General features: G+C 70.4%; 12 protein-coding genes. 9 read left to right on the forward strand and 3 right to left on the reverse strand.

Annotated elements, in window-relative coordinates; genetic code table 11:
- The first annotated feature begins 117 nt into the window (after positions 1–117).
- The 3 genes from metH to ACIP5K_RS20590 all read left to right on the forward strand — a co-directional run bounded on the left by metH (position 118) and on the right by ACIP5K_RS20590 (position 6,403).
- Positions 118–3,636 (forward strand): methionine synthase, encoded by a 3,519-nt coding sequence (metH, locus tag ACIP5K_RS20580; RefSeq protein ID WP_401411424.1) that lies wholly within the window; start codon positions 118–120, stop codon positions 3,634–3,636.
- Positions 3,637–3,723: 87 nt separating this feature from the next.
- Positions 3,724–4,419, forward strand: coding sequence for an HAD family hydrolase (locus ACIP5K_RS20585; RefSeq protein WP_401411425.1), 696 nt, complete (start codon positions 3,724–3,726; stop codon positions 4,417–4,419).
- A gap of 379 nt (positions 4,420–4,798) precedes the next feature.
- The gene (locus ACIP5K_RS20590) at positions 4,799–6,403 is read left to right on the forward strand and encodes an ABC transporter substrate-binding protein (protein ID WP_401411427.1); all 1,605 of its coding nucleotides are present in this window, start codon (positions 4,799–4,801) and stop codon (positions 6,401–6,403) included.
- 72 nt (positions 6,404–6,475) lie between these two features.
- Here ACIP5K_RS20590 and ACIP5K_RS20595 read toward each other — a convergent pair whose 3' ends face one another.
- Complete coding sequence (locus tag ACIP5K_RS20595) at positions 6,476–7,147, reverse strand: response regulator (RefSeq protein WP_401411428.1); 672 nt, start codon at positions 7,145–7,147, stop codon at positions 6,476–6,478.
- A 38-nt stretch (positions 7,148–7,185) separates the two neighbouring features.
- Entirely contained in the window at positions 7,186–8,109 is a 924-nt protein-coding gene (locus ACIP5K_RS20600) for a RecB family exonuclease (protein ID WP_401411430.1), read from the reverse strand.
- 178 nt (positions 8,110–8,287) lie between these two features.
- Here ACIP5K_RS20600 and ACIP5K_RS20605 point away from each other — a divergent pair, with 178 nt between their 5' ends.
- The 3 genes from ACIP5K_RS20605 to ACIP5K_RS20615 all read left to right on the forward strand — a co-directional run bounded on the left by ACIP5K_RS20605 (position 8,288) and on the right by ACIP5K_RS20615 (position 11,582).
- Positions 8,288–9,811 carry a site-2 protease family protein gene (locus ACIP5K_RS20605; RefSeq protein ID WP_401411432.1) on the forward strand — a complete coding sequence of 508 codons (1,524 nt, stop codon included), beginning with the start codon at positions 8,288–8,290 and terminating at the stop codon, positions 9,809–9,811.
- Between the two features lie 65 nt (positions 9,812–9,876).
- Positions 9,877–10,782, forward strand: coding sequence for a tRNA (adenine-N1)-methyltransferase (locus ACIP5K_RS20610; protein WP_401411434.1), 906 nt, complete (start codon positions 9,877–9,879; stop codon positions 10,780–10,782).
- 224 nt (positions 10,783–11,006) lie between these two features.
- Entirely contained in the window at positions 11,007–11,582 is a 576-nt protein-coding gene (locus ACIP5K_RS20615) for a hypothetical protein (protein WP_401411435.1), read from the forward strand.
- Between the two features lie 89 nt (positions 11,583–11,671).
- Here ACIP5K_RS20615 and ACIP5K_RS20620 read toward each other — a convergent pair whose 3' ends face one another.
- The gene (locus ACIP5K_RS20620) at positions 11,672–11,986 is read right to left on the reverse strand and encodes a ferredoxin (protein WP_401411436.1); all 315 of its coding nucleotides are present in this window, start codon (positions 11,984–11,986) and stop codon (positions 11,672–11,674) included.
- A gap of 275 nt (positions 11,987–12,261) precedes the next feature.
- Between ACIP5K_RS20620 and arc the strand changes: the two genes are divergently transcribed.
- The 3 genes from arc to ACIP5K_RS20635 all read left to right on the forward strand — a co-directional run bounded on the left by arc (position 12,262) and on the right by ACIP5K_RS20635 (position 16,167).
- The gene (arc, locus tag ACIP5K_RS20625) at positions 12,262–14,028 is read left to right on the forward strand and encodes a proteasome ATPase (protein WP_401411438.1); all 1,767 of its coding nucleotides are present in this window, start codon (positions 12,262–12,264) and stop codon (positions 14,026–14,028) included.
- Positions 14,029–14,296: 268 nt separating this feature from the next.
- Positions 14,297–15,808, forward strand: a complete 1,512-nt coding sequence (gene dop, locus ACIP5K_RS20630) for a depupylase/deamidase Dop (RefSeq protein WP_401411439.1) — start codon at positions 14,297–14,299, stop codon at positions 15,806–15,808.
- A 140-nt stretch (positions 15,809–15,948) separates the two neighbouring features.
- On the forward strand, positions 15,949–16,167 hold the full coding sequence (locus ACIP5K_RS20635; RefSeq protein ID WP_111665804.1) for a ubiquitin-like protein Pup: 219 nt from the start codon (positions 15,949–15,951) through the stop codon (positions 16,165–16,167).
- The last annotated feature ends 60 nt before the right edge of the window (positions 16,168–16,227 follow it).

Genomic DNA, 16,227 nt, shown 5'->3' on the forward strand with positions numbered 1-16,227 from the left:
GGGTCCGGCTCGTGGACGTCCGTATCGAAGGACCGGGGTCCCCGCTACCCTGGCCGGGTGCGCCTCCAGCAGTGGAGCCGTAAAGCCGACAGCCGTCGCACCTCAGGGAGCTCTTTCATGGCCTCGTTGCCGACGCCCGCATCCGCCGCCTCTGATTCCCGCACCCGCGTGGACGCCCTACGGCAGGCCCTCGCCTCCCGGGTCGTGGTCGCCGACGGTGCCATGGGCACCATGCTCCAGGCGCAGGATCCCACGCTCGAGGACTTCCAGGACCTCGAAGGCTGCAACGAGATCCTGAACGTCACGCGCCCGGACATCGTCCGCTCCGTCCACGAGGCCTACTACGCCGTCGGTGTCGACTGCGTCGAGACCAACACCTTCGGCTCCAACCACACCGCGGCGAGCGAGTACGAGATCGGCGACCGCATCGTCGAACTGTCCGAGGCCGGCGCGCGCATCGCCCGCGAGGTCGCCGACGAGTTCACCGCGAGCACCGGACAGCAGCGCTGGGTGCTCGGCTCCATCGGCCCCGGCACCAAGCTGCCCTCGCTCGGCCACATCGACTACGCCACGATCCGCGACGGCTACCAGCAGAACGCCGAGGGCCTGCTCGCCGGCGGCGCGGACGCGCTGATCGTCGAGACCAGCCAGGACCTGCTCCAGACCAAGTCCAGCCTGATCGGCGCCCGCCGCGCCATGGACGCCCTCGGCGTCTCCGTGCCGCTGGTCTGCTCCCTGGCCTTCGAGACCACCGGCGTGATGCTGCTCGGCTCCGAGATCGGCGCGGCCCTGACCGCCCTGGAGCCGCTCGGCATCGACCTGATCGGCCTGAACTGCTCCACCGGCCCCGCCGAGATGAGCGAACACCTGCGCTACCTCGCGCAGCACTCCACCACGCCCCTGATGTGCATGCCGAACGCCGGTCTGCCGATCCTGGGCAAGGACGGCGCGCACTTCCCGCTCACCCCGCCGGAGATGGCGGACGCGCAGGAGAACTTCATCAACAGCTACGGCCTCCAGCTGGTCGGCGGCTGCTGCGGCTCCACCCCCGAACACCTGCGCCAGGTCGTGGAGCGGGTCCGCGAGATGACCCCGCCCGCCCGCGCCCCGCGCCCCGAGCCGGGCGCCGCCTCGCTCTACCAGACCGTCCCGTTCCGCCAGGACACCGCCTATATGGCGATCGGCGAGCGGACGAACGCCAACGGCTCGAAGAAGTTCCGCGAGGCCATGCTGGAGGCCCGCTGGGACGACTGCGTCGAGATGGCCCGCGACCAGATCCGCGAGGGCGCCCACATGCTCGACCTCTGCGTCGACTACGTGGGCCGCGACGGCGTCGCCGACATGAAGGAGCTGGCGGGCCGCTTCGCCACCGCCTCCACCCTGCCGATCGTCCTCGACTCCACCGAGGTCCCCGTCCTGCGGGCCGGCCTGGAGATGCTGGGCGGACGCGCCGTCATCAACTCCGTCAACTACGAGGACGGGGACGGCCCCGACTCGCGGTTCGCGAAGGTCACCCGGCTGGCCCAGGAGCACGGCGCGGCGCTGATCGCGCTCACCATCGACGAGGAGGGCCAGGCCCGTACCGTCGAGCACAAGGTCGCCATCGCCGAGCGGCTGATCGACGACCTCACCGGGAACTGGGGCATCCGCGAGTCGGACATCCTCATCGACACCCTGACCTTCACCATCTGCACCGGCCAGGAGGAGTCCCGCGGCGACGGCATCGCCACCATCGAGGCGATCCGCGAGCTGAAGAAGCGCCACCCGGACGTGCAGACCACGCTGGGCCTGTCGAACATCTCCTTCGGCCTGAACCCGGCCGCCCGCATCGTGCTCAACTCGGTCTTCCTCGACGAGTGCGTGAAGGCCGGCCTGGACTCGGCGATCGTGCACGCCTCCAAGATCCTGCCCATCGCCCGGTTCGACGAGGAGCAGGTCAGGACCGCGCTCGACCTGGTCTACGACCGCCGCGCCGAGGGCTACGACCCGCTCCAGAAGCTGATGGAGCTGTTCGAGGGCGCCACCGCCAAGTCCCTCAAGGCCGGCAAGGCCGAGGAGCTGGCCGCGCTGCCCCTGGAGGAGCGGCTGCGCCGCCGCATCATCGACGGCGAGAAGAACGGCCTGGACGACGACCTCCACGAGGCGCTGAAGACCCGTCCCGCGCTGGAGATCGTCAACGACACCCTGCTCGAAGGCATGAAGGTGGTCGGCGAGCTGTTCGGCTCCGGCCAGATGCAGCTGCCGTTCGTGCTCCAGTCCGCCGAGGTCATGAAGAACGCGGTGGCCTACCTGGAGCCGCACATGGAGAAGTCCGACTCCGAGGGCAAGGGCACCATCGTCCTGGCCACCGTGCGCGGCGACGTCCACGACATCGGCAAGAACCTCGTCGACATCATCCTCTCCAACAACGGCTACAACGTCGTCAACCTCGGCATCAAGCAGCCGGTCTCCGCGATCCTCGACGCGGCCGAGGAGCACAAGGCCGACGTGATCGGCATGTCCGGACTCCTCGTCAAGTCCACGGTGATCATGAAGGAGAACCTGGAGGAGCTGAACCAGCGCAAGATGGCCGCCGACTACCCGGTCATCCTCGGCGGCGCCGCCCTCACCCGCGCCTACGTCGAACAGGACCTGCACGAGGTCTACGAGGGCGAAGTCCGCTACGCCCGCGACGCGTTCGAGGGCCTGCGCCTGATGGACGCCCTCATCGCGGTCAAGCGCGGCGTCCCCGGCGCCACCCTGCCCGAGCTGAAGCAGCGCCGGGTCAGGGCGAGCAGCGTGCAGATCGAGGAGCCGGTCGACGAGGGGCCGGTGCGCTCCGACACCAGCACCGACAACCCGGTGCCGGAGCCGCCCTTCTGGGGCACCCGCGTCATCAAGGGCATCCAGCTCAAGGAGTACGCCTCCTGGCTGGACGAGGGCGCGCTGTTCAAGGGCCAGTGGGGCCTGAAGCAGGCGCGTACCGGTGACGGACCGACCTACGAGGAGCTGGTGGAGAGCGAGGGCCGCCCGCGGCTGCGCGGCTGGCTCGACGAGCTGCACACCAAGAACATGCTCGAAGCGGCCGTCGTCCACGGCTACTTCCCCTGCGTGTCCAAGGGCGACGACCTGATCATCCTGGACGACGACGGCACCGAGCGCACCCGCTTCTCCTTCCCGCGCCAGCGCCGCGGCCGCCGCCTGTGCCTGGCCGACTTCTTCCGCCCGCAGGAGTCCGGCGAGACCGACGTCGTCGGCCTCCAGGTCGTCACCGTCGGCTCGAAGATCGGCGAGGCCACCGCCGAGCTGTTCGCCGCGAACTCCTACCGCGACTACCTCGAACTGCACGGCCTGTCCGTGCAGCTGGCCGAGGCGCTCGCCGAGTACTGGCACGCCCGGGTCCGCTCCGAGCTGGGCTTCTCCGGCGAGGACCCGGCCGAGATGGAGGACATGTTCGCCCTGAAGTACCGGGGCGCCCGCTTCTCCCTCGGCTACGGCGCCTGCCCCAACCTGGAGGACCGGGCCAAGATCGCCGAGCTGCTCCGGCCGGAGCGGATCGGGGTCCACCTCAGCGAGGAGTTCCAGCTCCACCCCGAGCAGTCCACCGACGCCATCGTCATCCACCACCCCGAGGCGAAGTACTTCAACGCGCGGTAGCCGGCGGCAGTCGTACACTGGTCCGTCCAGCGCAGGCCGGTCCCCTCGGGGGACCGGCCTCTTCGTCCCTCATGGAGGTGTGCCCGGATGACCAGTACGGTCCCCGCACTCGGTACCCGAACGGCCGAAGGGTCCGCCCTTCAGGCCGTACTCCTCGACATGGACGGAACCCTCGTCGACACGGAGGGCTTCTGGTGGGACGCCGAGTCCGCGGTCTTCGCCGACCTCGGCCACACGCTCGACCCCTCCTGGAAGCAGGTCGTCGTCGGCGGCCCGATGACCCGCAGCGCGGGCTTCCTCATCGAGGCGACCGGCGCCGACATCACCGTCCCCGAGGTGACGGTGCTCCTCAACGACGCCTTCGAGCGGCGCATCGGACAGCACCTGCCGCTCATGCCGGGCGCGGCGCGACTCCTCGCCGAGCTCGCCGCGCAGCGGGTGCCCACCGCGCTCGTCTCCGCCTCCCACCGGCGCATCATCGACCGCGTCCTGCACTCGCTCGGCCCCGCCAACTTCCATCTCACCGTGGCCGGTGACGAGGTGGCCCGCACCAAGCCGCACCCCGACCCGTACCTGATCGCCGCCGCCGGACTCGGCGCCGCGCCGGAGCGCTGCGCCGTCATCGAGGACACCGCCACCGGGGTCGCCGCCGCCGAGGCCGCCGGCTGCCACGTCGTCGCCGTCCCGTCCGTCGCCCCCATCGAGCCGGCCCACCGCCGCACCGTCGTGACCTCCCTCGAACACGTCGACCTGCCGTTCCTGCACGGCCTCATGACGCCCTGACAGCCGCCGGCGCCGCGCCGGGGGCGCGGTCGGAAAGCGACTGAAGTACCGCACGTACCACATGAGTTGGTTGTGTGACCTTTCCCACCTTCCCGTGGCTCGACAGGGCCCGCCCGGGCGTGCTGTGTGTCCGCTTTACGCCCGCTCGGGCAGGCCCATGTGTCCTGATTGGTCGCCCCCTGCGACGAACCTTCCTCCTGAGGTGTTTTCGGTGCGTCCACACCCGGTTCCGCAGCGTGATGGGTGCCCGCAAGCGGCGCCCGCGAGGCTGCGTGGCGCGCGCATTAATCTCATCGCGAGAACATCGCCCCACCCCTCGTGCTCCAGTCGCCCACTCCGCGCCGGACGCGAGCGGGTCAAGCTCTGGAGAACGTCGAGCATGAACCGCAAGACTCTGGTGCTGTCGGCCGTCGTCGGCCTGCTCGCCCCCACGCTGGCCGCGTGCGGCGGCTCGGACAGCGGTGGCGGTGGCGACGCCATCGTGGTGGGCACGACCGACCAGTTCGAGCTGACCTCGGACACCCCGGCCCCGTTCGACCCGGCGTACTCCTACGACGCGGGCGTGTGGAACGTGTTGCAGCAGACCCTTCAGACCCTCGTGGCGGTCCCCAAGGGCGGCGGCGAGCCGGCTCCGGAGGCGGCCGAGAGCTGCGGGTTCACCGACAGCGGCAGCGAGCGCTACGCGTGCAAGCTGCGCTCCGGGCTCCAGTTCTCCGACGGCTCGCCGGTCACGGCCGCCGACGTCAAGTACTCGATCGACCGCGTCCGCGGCATCGACAGCGACAGCGGTATCGCGGGCCTGCTCTCCACCATCGACACGATCGAGGCCGTCGGCAAGCGCGAGGTCGTCTTCCACCTCAACACGCCGGACGCGACCTTCCCGTACAAGCTGACCACCCCGGCCGCCGCCCTCGTCAACCCCGACGACTACGCGAAGAACAAGCTGCGCGACGGCTTCGAGATCAGCGGCTCGGGCGTCTACACGCTGAAGGCCGAGGTCGAGGGCAAGAAGGTCGTCAAGGCGGTCTTCAGCAAGAACCCGCACTACAAGGGCCAGTTCAAGGCCAAGAGCAACACGGTCGAGATGCGCTCGATGTCCAGCGCCGAAGGCATGGAGACCGCCTTGGAGAAGGGCGACATCGACGTCATGGGCCGGACGCTGACGCCGGACCAGATCGCCAAATACTCGGCGAAGGTGCCCGACGGCATCAACTTCGTCGCGACGCCGGGCCTGGAGACCAACTTCCTCGGCTTCGCCCTCGGCAAGGGCCAGATCGGCGACAAGGCCGTCCGCCAGGCCATGGCCCAGATCGTCGACCGCGGCCAGATAGCCTCCGAGGCCTACAAGTCGACCTCCGAGTCGCTGTACTCGCTCGTCCCGGCCGGCGTCGTGGGCCACGCCAACTCGTTCTTCAACGAGTACAGCGACCCGGACCGCGCCAAGGCCGCCGACATCCTGCACCGGGCGGGCGTCACCACCCCCGTCAAGCTGTCGCTGCACTACACGCAGGACCACTACGGCCCGGTCATGAAGAAGCAGTTCGAGCTGCTCGCCCAGCAGCTCGACGACAGCGGCCTGTTCAAGGCGGACATCCACGAGACCAAGAAGTGGAGCAAGTTCCGCGCCGACGAACTGGCCGGCAAGTACCAGGTCTACGGCATGGGCTGGGTCGCCGACTTCCCCGACGCCGACAACTTCCTGGCGCCGTTCCTCGACAAGGACAACTTCCTCGGGTCGACGTACACCAACTCGACCATCACCCGTGAGCTCATCCCGGCCTCCCGCCGCGAGTCCGACCGCGCCGCCGCGTCCAAGACGCTCAAGCGGATCCAGGACACGGTCGCCGACGACGTCCCGATGCTGCCGCTGACCCAGAGCAAGCAGTACATCGCCGCGGGCGACGACATCACCGGCGCCGAGTGGGCGCTGTCCACCACCTCCCTGCTCCAGCTGTGGGAGCTGGGCCGCGGCGTCAGCAGCTGACCCCGTCCCCGGACACGTGTGAGGGCGGCGGCCACCTTTCGGTGGCCGCCGCCCTCACACGTGCCGGACCCGCTACTGGGCGCCGGGCCGGACCAGACCGCTCTCGTACGCGTACACCGCCGCCTGCACCCGGTCGCGCAGCCCCAGCTTCGTCAGCACATGGCCGACATGGGTCTTCACCGTCGTCTCGCTCACGAACAGATCGGCCGCGATCTCCGCGTTCGACAGGCCGCGGGCCACCAGCTTGAGCACCTCGACCTCGCGCTCGGTCAGCGTGTGCAGCGTGTCCGGCACCGGCTCGTCGCCCGACGGCAGGTGGTCGGCGTACTTGTCGAGCAGCCGGCGCGTGATGCTCGGCGCCAGCATCGCCTCACCGGCGGCCACCACCCGGATCGCCTGCACCAGCTCATCGGCCGGGGCGTCCTTGAGCAGGAAGCCGCTGGCCCCCGCGCGCAGCGCCTCCACGACGTACTCGTCCAGGTCGAAGGTCGTCAGCACCAGCACCTTCGCCGGGCCGTCCCGCCCCGGACCCGTGATCTGCCGGGTCGCCTCGACCCCGTCCATCCGCGGCATCCGGATGTCCATCAGCACCACGTCGGGCTGGAGCGCGCGGACCTGGTCGAGTGCCTGGAGGCCGTCCCCGGCCTCGCCGACGACCGCGATGTCCTGCTCGGCCTCCAGAATCATCCGGAAACCCGTACGCAGCAGGGGCTGGTCATCGACCAGTAGGACACGGATCGCCACGAAACACTCCTTCGGTAGTCCGGGCCCATTCTGCCCTGCTAGACCCCGTCCGACTCGGCCGCCCCGACCGACCCCCGCGCCGGGGCCGGGACCGTCGGCCGGATCTCCAGCGGATAGGGCGGCGGGGTACCCCCGAACTCCGGACAGACGGCCTGGTGATCGCACCAGCCGCACAGCTTCGTGGGCCGCGGCCGCCACTCGCCGCTCTCCGTCGCGAGCCGGATCGCGTCCCACAGCGCGTGCAGCTTGCGCTCCACCCGCTCCAGGTCCGCGACGACCGGGTCGTACGTGATCACGTCCCCGCTGCCGAGATACACCAGCTGGAGCCGGCGCGGCACGACCCCCTTCAGGCGCCACACCACCAGCGCGTAGAACTTCATCTGGAACAGGGCGCCCTCCGCGTACTCGGGGCGGGGCGCCTTGCCCGTCTTGTAGTCGACGATCCGGACCTCGCCGGTCGGCGCCACGTCGACCCGGTCGATGATCCCGCGCAGCCGGAGCCCCGACTCCAGCTCGGCCTCGACGAACAGCTCGCGCTCGGCGGGCTCCAGGCGCGTGGGGTCCTCCAGCGTGAACCAGCGCTCGACCAGCCGCTCGGCGTCCGCCAGCCAGCGCGCCATCCGCTCGCCCCCGGGGTCGTCCGCGAACAGCTCGGCCAGCTCGGGCCGCGCCTCCCGCAGCCGCTCCCACTGCCCCGGGATCAGCGCGGTCGCGCGCGGCGCGGTCCGCTCCGGCGCCGGGGCGTCGAAGAGCCGCTCCAGCACGGCGTGCACCAGCGTGCCCCGGGTCGCCGCCTCGCTCGGCTTCTCCGGCAGCTTGTCGATCACCCGGAACCGGTACAGCAACGGGCACTGCATGAAATCGCTCGCGCGCGAGGGCGACAGCGACACCGGCCGCGCGGCGGGCTTGCGCGGGCCGGTGGCGGGGCCGGGCCCGGGGTCCGTCGAGGTACTGGTCTCCATGCCCCACCACGTTACGGCCCGCCACCGACAGTCAGGCACCTTCGCGTTCCACGGCGTCTTGCGTAGCGTGGCCCGGGGGAGTCGCCGGGGGCGTACGGACACCGTCCGCATACCATCGACGCCAGAACGTCCCGCCCTGCGGCGGGAGACGCTCGAACGAGGGGACCGAGGGATCACCGTGGACGAGAGCGGGCAGCCGCAGTCCGGCACCGGCGAGGCGACACCGCCCCCGGAGCACACCGGGCCGCGTCCCGCGACGGACCGGACCGACACCACGGCCGGGCGCACGGGCCCCGGCCCGGACGACGCACGGCGCGACCCCGCGGGCCCGGCGGGCCCGGCGGACACCGGCGCCGCCGCCCCGGCCGGGGACCACCCCGACCGGCCCCGCGAGGAACCTCGGGCGCGGCCCACGCCCGCCCCCGAGGCGCCGCGGACCCCCGACGACCAGCCGCCCGCACCCGGGCCGGGCACCGGCGGCCCCCACGACCAGCACCCCGAGCGCGCCGCCGCCACCTCGGGACGGCGCAAGGGGCCCACCAAGACCCCCGAGCCGCGCGGCGGACTGCTGATGGGCCGCCCGTTCGGCGTCCCCGTCTACGTCGCGCCCAGCTGGTTCCTCGTCGCCGCGCTCATCACCTGGGTGTTCGGCGGCCAGCTCGACCGGGTGCTGCCGGAGCTGGGCGCCGCACGCTACCTGGTCTCCCTCTTCTTCGCGGTCGCCTTCTACGCCTCCGTGCTCGTCCACGAACTGGCCCACACCGTCGCGGCCCTGCGCTTCAAGCTCCCGGTCCGCCGGATCCGGTTGCAGTTCTTCGGCGGGGTGTCGGAGATCGAGAAGGAGTCCGAGACGCCGGGCCGCGAGTTCGTCCTCGCCTTCGTCGGACCGCTCCTCTCCCTGGTCCTCTCCGGCGTCTTCTACCTCGGCATGCGGGCCGTCGCGCCGGGCACCGTGCCGGGCGTGCTGCTCGCCGGGCTGATGATCTCGAACCTGATCGTCGCCGCGTTCAACCTGCTGCCCGGCCTGCCCCTGGACGGCGGCCGGATGCTGCGCGCCGTCGTCTGGAAGATCACCGGCAGGCCCATGAGCGGCACCGTCGCCGCGGCCTGGGTCGGCCGCGCCCTGGCCATCGCCGTCCTCATCGGCCTGCCGCTGCTCACCCAGACCGACGCCCTGGGTTCCCGGACCCAGGACACCGGCAGCATGGACACCGTCACCGACGCGCTCCTGGCCGCCATCCTCGCCGCGATCATCTGGACCGGCGCGGGCAACAGCCTGCGCATGGCCCGGCTGCGCGAACACCTGCCGGAGCTGCGCGCCCGCAGCCTGACCCGGCGCGCCGTGCCCGTCGAGCACACCACCCCGCTCTCCGAGGCGCTGCGCCGGGCGAACGAGGCGGGGGCCCGCGCCCTGGTCGTCGTCGACCCCGACGGCGAACCCCGCTCGATCGTCCGCGAGGCCGCCATCGTCGGCGTCCCCGAGCACCGCCGCCCGTGGGTCCCGGTCAGCGGACTGGCCCAGGACCTCACGGACGGCATGCGCGTCTCCGCCGAACTGGCCGGCGAGGACCTGCTCGACACCCTGCGCGCCACCCCGGCGACCGAATACCTCGTGGTCGAGGAGAACGGCGCGATCTACGGCGTCCTCTCCGCGGGCGATGTCGAACGCGCATTCGTGAAGGCGATGGCCCGCCCCCAGTGAGCGCCCCGCTTCCCGGCGGCCCCACGGTGGTCGGCGCCCCGCCCGGGGCCCGGTAGGCTGGTCACATGTCCGAACCGACCGGTGCCGCCCGCCGACGCGGGCCCTTCAAGGTCGGGGACCAGGTTCAGCTGACCGACCCCAAGGGCCGCCACTACACGTTCACGCTCGAAGAGGGAAAGAACTTCCACACCCACAAGGGTTCCTTCCCGCACGACGAGCTGATCGGCGCTCCCGAGGGCAGCGTTGTCCGCACCACCGGAAACGTCGCCTATCTGGCGCTGCGCCCCCTGCTCCCCGACTACGTCCTGTCCATGCCCCGCGGCGCCGCCGTGGTCTACCCCAAGGACGCGGGGCAGATCCTGGCCTTCGCCGACATCTTCCCCGGCGCGCGCGTCGTGGAGGCGGGCGTGGGCTCCGGCTCGCTCAGCAGCTTCCTGCTGCGCGCCATCGGTGACGAGGGCATGCTGCACTCGTACGAGCGCCGCGAGGACTTCGCCGAGATCGCCAAGGGGAACGTCGAGCGCTACTTCGGCGGTCCGCACCCCGCCTGGCGGCTCACCGTCGGCGACCTCCAGGACAACCTGTCCGACGGCGACGTCGACCGCGTGATCCTCGACATGCTCGCCCCCTGGGAGTGCCTGGACGTCGTCAAGAAGGCGCTCGTCCCCGGCGGCATCCTGTGCTGCTACGTGGCGACCACCACCCAGCTGGCCCGCACCGTCGAGTCCATCCGCGAGATCGGCTGCTTCAACGAGCCGACGTCGTGGGAGTCGATGATCCGCAACTGGCACGTGGAGGGCCTCGCCGTCCGTCCCGACCACCGGATGATCGGCCACACCGGCTTCCTGCTCACCGCCCGCCGCCTCGCGGACGGCGTCGAGCCGCCCATGCGCCGCCGCCGCCCCGCCAAGGGCGCCTACGGCGAGGACTACGACGGCCCGAACGCGGACGGCGGCGGCCGGGGCCGCTGAGCCCCCGGCCGCACCCCGCACAACGCACCGGCGCCGCCGCGCAGTTCCCCGTCCCGTACGGGAACTGCGCGGCGGCGCTCGCACGTTGACCCAGGTGACCCACCGGCAGCACGCGGCTCGCGGACCACCGGGAAATCGGGCGACCCCGCCGTTCCCCTGCCCTGTGACCTATGACACGATGCTGGCCACCCCCACCGGCACAGCCCTCACAGGAGACGCTCCTCGTGCAGCACCCCGCCGTCCCGGAACTGGCGCACACCACCACCCGACCCATCCACTGGCTCGCCACCGCGGCGGCCCTCGCCGCCGTCGTCGGCCTCTCCGGCCTCCTTCAGCCGGGCTCCGCCACCGCGGCCCAGGCCGGCCCGGCGTCACCCGCGGCCCACGGTGCGGCCGTCGCCCCGCCCGACCCGGCGAAGGCGCACTTCCCGCTGGACTGCGGCCCCGCCGAGGTCCTCGTCCAGAAGAAGGCCACCGGCGACCTCGACGGCGACGGCAGGCCCGAGACGGTCGCCGTGGTCCGCTGCGACGCCGGCTCCGGCACCCCGCCGAACGGCGTGTACGTGCTGACCCGCGGCGGCGACGGCAGGCCGCGCGTCGTCGCCACCCTCGTCGACCCGAAGGACGCCTTCACCGTCACCGACCTCGCGGTGCGCGCCGGAGCGGTCACGGCCACGCTGGACGGCTATTCGTCGCCCGACGTGCCCCGCTACCGCCCCGACGTGCACGAGAAGGCCAAGTGGCAGTGGCGCGGCGGGAGGTTCGTGCGCTCCACCCCGGCGGCCGCGCAGAGCGCCTGACCGCACGCGCACGAGGGCCCCGCACCCCCGGTCGTCCGGGGTGCGGGGCCCTCGTCACGGTCGCGGGCGGCCGCCGGGCCGCCCCGCGCTCATTCCGCGTCCGGCCCGTAGACCTCGACCCTGTCCGAAACGCGCCGTACATGGATGCAGTCACCCGGGCACTCCTTGGCGGACGCCACGACGTCGGTGAGGAGCGGCAGCGGTACGGGCGCCGACGCCCCCGGCTGCTGGAGCAGCTCGTCCGCCGCGTCCTTCACATAGGCGAGCCCGTCGATGTCCAACTCGAAGACCTCGGGCGCGTACTGGGCGCAGATCCCGTCGCCCGTGCACAGGTCCTGGTCGATCCAGACCTCCAGCGCCGCACCGGTGTCGGTGCCGGATCCGGCCTCTTGCTGCACGGTCATGATCTCCTGCCGTTCCCTGTGTCCCGCTCGGTCGTGCTGTCCGGAAACCGACTTCACAGACGCAAGTCGGGCCACCCCTGACGGGTGTTGAACACTTCGACCCTACAACCGGCCGCTTTCCGATGTTGTTGGGTGGGTATTCCCCTGGCGTGAGGGAGAGCGCAAGGGTGAAGATCGGACACACCCCGACCGTCTTTGTGATCTAGGGGTTTCAATCGACACCCGCCCAGGTAGGGTCTGGAAGCGTCCAGCTCCCCTTGGAGGAGGTGAGGACCGTGGCAGCCCACGACGACGACATCAACCGCGGCATCCGCCCGGGACGAGGGTCCGACGACCCCGCCGGACAGATTGCCTATCTCGAGCAGGAAATCGCCGTCCTGCGGCGCAAGCTCGCCGACTCTCCGCGTCATACGAGGATTCTCGAAGAGCGGATCGTCGAGTTGCAGACCAACCTGGCCGGCGTGTCCGCCCAGAACGAACGGCTCGCGAATACGCTCCGCGAGGCCCGCGACCAGATCGTGGCCCTCAAGGAGGAGGTCGACCGGCTCGCGCAGCCGCCGGCCGGCTTCGGAGTGTTCCTCACGGCGAACGAGGACGGCACGGCCGACATCTTCACCGGCGGCCGCAAACTCCGCGTGAACGTGAGCCCGAGCGTCGCTCTCGAAGAGCTTCGGCGCGGCCAGGAAGTAATGCTCAACGAAGCGCTCAACGTGGTCGAGGCCATGGAGTACGAGAGCGTGGGCGACATCGTCACCCTCAAGGAGATCCTTGAGGACGGCGAGCGCGCCCTCGTCACCGGGCACACCGACGAGGAGCGGGTGGTGAGGCTCGCCGAGCCTCTGCTGGACGTCACCATCCGCCCCGGCGACGCCCTGCTTCTCGAACCCCGTTCCGGCTATGTCTACGAGGTCGTACCGAAGAGCGAAGTGGAGGAGCTGGTCCTCGAAGAGGTCCCGGACATCGGCTACGAGCAGATCGGCGGCCTGGGCAACCAGATCGAACTGATCCGCGACGCGGTCGAGCTGCCGTACCTCTACCCGGACCTCTACCGGGAGCACGAGCTGCGGCCGCCCAAGGGCGTCCTCCTCTACGGGCCCCCCGGATGCGGCAAGACCCTCATCGCGAAGGCGGTGGCGAACTCCCTCGCCAAGAAGGTCGCGGAAGTGACCGGACAGGGCCAGGGCAAGAGCTTCTTCCTGAACATCAAGGGTCCCGAGCTGCTCAACAAGTACGTCGGTGAGACCGAGCGGCAGATCCGGCTCGTCTTCCAGCGGGCCCGCGAGAAGGCCAGCGAGGGCACGCCCGTCATCGTCTTCTTCGACGAGATGGAGTCCCTGTTCCGCACCCGTGGCTCCGGTGTCAGCTCGGACGTGGAGAACACCATCGTCCCGCAGCTGCTCGCCGAGATCGACGGTGTGGAGGGCCTTCAGAACGTCGTGGTGATCGGCGCCTCGAACCGCGAGGACATGATCGACCCCGCCATCCTGCGCCCCGGACGCCTCGATGTGAAGATCAAGATCGAGCGTCCGGACGCCGAGGCGGCCAAGGACATCTTCGGCAAGTACCTCACCGAGCGCCTGCCGCTGCACACCGAGGACCTCGGGGAGCACGGCAGCGACAAGGCGGCCACGGTCCACGCCATGATCCAGACGGCCGTGGAGCACATGTACGCGGAATCCGAGGAGAACCGCTTCCTGGAAGTCACGTACGCCAATGGCGACAAGGAAGTCCTGTACTTCAAGGACTTCAACTCCGGCGCGATGATCGAGAACATCGTGGGCCGCGCCAAGAAGATGGCCATCAAGGCCTTCCTCGACCAGAAGCAGAAGGGCCTCCGGGTCTCCCATCTCCTCCAGGCTTGCATCGACGAGTTCAAGGAGAACGAGGACCTTCCCAACACCACCAACCCCGACGACTGGGCCCGCATCTCCGGCAAGAAGGGCGAGCGGATCGTCTACATCCGCACGCTCGTCACCGGAAAGCAGGGCGCGGACACCGGACGCTCCATCGACACGGTGGCGAACACCGGTCAGTACCTGTAAAAGGCAGGACGGCTGCGGGTGCCCGATCCGGGTACCCGCAGCCCACTGTTTTTCCAGGAAACCATCGGGCCTCCAGTACGCGACCGCCCGCCCCACGCCGGAGCGAAGCAATGACGCAAATGATCTCCCCACCAGCGCAGAGGCGTTCTAGGCTCTTCCCTGCCGCCGAGTCGCGCCGTGCGGGGACGGGCACCGCACACGCACCGGAGAACCAGCGGTACTTGAGCGCCGCCCCCGACCGAGGGCGCCGCCGGGCAAGGAGGGCCGCATGACCGTACGGCGAGTAATGGGCATCGAGACCGAGTACGGGATCTCCGTCCCCGGCCACCCCAACGCCAATGCCATGCTCACCTCGTCCCAGATCGTCAACGCCTACGCCGCGGCGATGCACCGGGCCCGCCGGGCCCGCTGGGACTTCGAGGAGGAGAACCCGCTGCGCGACGCCCGAGGCTTCGACCTCGCGCGGGAGGCCGCCGACTCCAGCCAGCTGACCGACGAGGACATCGGCCTGGCCAACGTCATCCTGACCAACGGCGCGCGCCTCTACGTCGACCACGCGCACCCCGAGTACAGCTCCCCGGAGATCACCAACCCGCGGGACGCCGTCCTCTGGGACAAGGCGGGCGAGCGGATCATGGCCGAGGCCGCCGAGCGCGCCGCCCAGCTGCCCGGCGCCCAGCCGATCCACCTCTACAAGAACAACACCGACAACAAGGGCGCCTCCTACGGGACGCACGAGAACTACCTGATGAAGCGGGAGACCCCCTTCTCGGACATCGTGCGCCACCTGACGCCCTTCTTCGTCTCCCGCCAGGTGGTCACCGGCGCCGGCCGGGTCGGCATCGGCCAGGACGGCCACGAGCACGGGTTCCAGCTCAGCCAGCGCTCCGACTACTTCGAGGTCGAGGTCGGCCTGGAGACCACGCTCAAGCGGCCGATCATCAACACGCGCGACGAGCCGCACTCCGACGCCGAGAAGTACCGCAGGCTGCACGTGATCATCGGCGACGCGAACCTCTCCGAGATCTCGACCTACCTCAAGCTCGGCACGACGGCTCTGGTCCTGTCCATGATCGAGGACGGGTTCATCGCGGTGGACCTGGCGGTCGACCAGCCGGTCCGCACCCTCCACCAGGTCTCGCACGACCCCACCCTCCAGCACCTGATCACCCTGCGCAGCGGCCGCACGCTCACCGCGGTCCAGCTCCAGATGGAGTACTTCGAGCTGGCCAGGAAGTACGTTGAGGAGCGGTTCGGCGCCGACGCCGACGAGCAGACCAAGGACGTCCTGGCGCGCTGGGAGGACGTGCTCGGCCGGCTGGAGAGCGACCCGATGAGCCTGTCCGGCGAGCTGGACTGGGTCACCAAGCGGGAGCTGATGGAGGGCTACCGCCGCCGCGACGACCTCGACTGGGACGCGGCCAAGCTGCACCTCCTGGACCTCCAGTACGCCGACGTACGGGCCGAGAAGGGCCTGTACAACCGTCTGGTGGCCCGGGGCCGGATGAAGCGCCTCCTGGACGAGGCGGAGGTCGAGCGGGCCCGTACGCAGCCCCCGGAGGACACCCGGGCGTACTTCCGCGGCCGCTGCCTGGAGCAGTACGCGGACGACGTCGCCGCGGCCTCCTGGGACTCGGTCATCTTCGACCTGCCGGGCCGGGACTCCCTCCAGCGCGTCCCAACCCTCGAGCCCCTTCGCGGGACGCGTAATCACGTGAAGGAGCTGCTGGACCGGTGCCGTACGGCGGAAGATCTGGTCCGGGTGCTGTCCGGCGGCTGATCCGCGGCTGAAATCCCGGGCGAAGGGGAATCACTGGGGTGGGCCCCGCATTGGACGAAGTGCGGGGCCGATGTCAGAGCCGACCAGTAGGGTTCTGATCACGAACGACCTGTATCTCGAACCGAGCGGGGTGAGCTGAGATGGCGACCAAGGACACCGGCGGCGGGCAGCAGAAGGCGACGCGTTCCACCGAGGAGGTCGAGGAGCAGGCGACTGACGCGCAGGCTTCCGAGGACCTCAAGGAGCGCCAGGAGAAGCTGAGCGACGACGTCGACTCGGTCCTGGACGAGATCGACGACGTCCTGGAGGAGAACGCCGAGGACTTCGTGCGTTCCTTCGTTCAAAAGGGTGGACAGTAGTCCACGGATGTGAACGGCTTCTTTCTGTTGCACGGATGACGGCACCCGAGTGGGTGTGAC

The organism is Streptomyces sp. NPDC088785 (genome assembly GCF_044750685.1).
Taxonomy (GTDB): domain Bacteria; phylum Actinomycetota; class Actinomycetes; order Streptomycetales; family Streptomycetaceae; genus Streptomyces.

Coding starts and splice junctions, on each gene's coding strand:
- metH (WP_401411424.1), top strand. CDS start 118: ATGGCCTCGTTGCCGACGCCCGCATCCGCCGCCTCTGATTCCCGCACC.
- ACIP5K_RS20585 (WP_401411425.1), top strand. CDS start 3,724: ATGACCAGTACGGTCCCCGCACTCGGTACCCGAACGGCCGAAGGGTCC.
- ACIP5K_RS20590 (WP_401411427.1), top strand. CDS start 4,799: ATGAACCGCAAGACTCTGGTGCTGTCGGCCGTCGTCGGCCTGCTCGCC.
- ACIP5K_RS20600 (WP_401411430.1), bottom strand. CDS start 8,109: ATGGAGACCAGTACCTCGACGGACCCCGGGCCCGGCCCCGCCACCGGC.
- ACIP5K_RS20610 (WP_401411434.1), top strand. CDS start 9,877: ATGTCCGAACCGACCGGTGCCGCCCGCCGACGCGGGCCCTTCAAGGTC.
- ACIP5K_RS20620 (WP_401411436.1), bottom strand. CDS start 11,986: ATGACCGTGCAGCAAGAGGCCGGATCCGGCACCGACACCGGTGCGGCG.
- dop (WP_401411439.1), top strand. CDS start 14,297: ATGACCGTACGGCGAGTAATGGGCATCGAGACCGAGTACGGGATCTCC.
- ACIP5K_RS20635 (WP_111665804.1), top strand. CDS start 15,949: ATGGCGACCAAGGACACCGGCGGCGGGCAGCAGAAGGCGACGCGTTCC.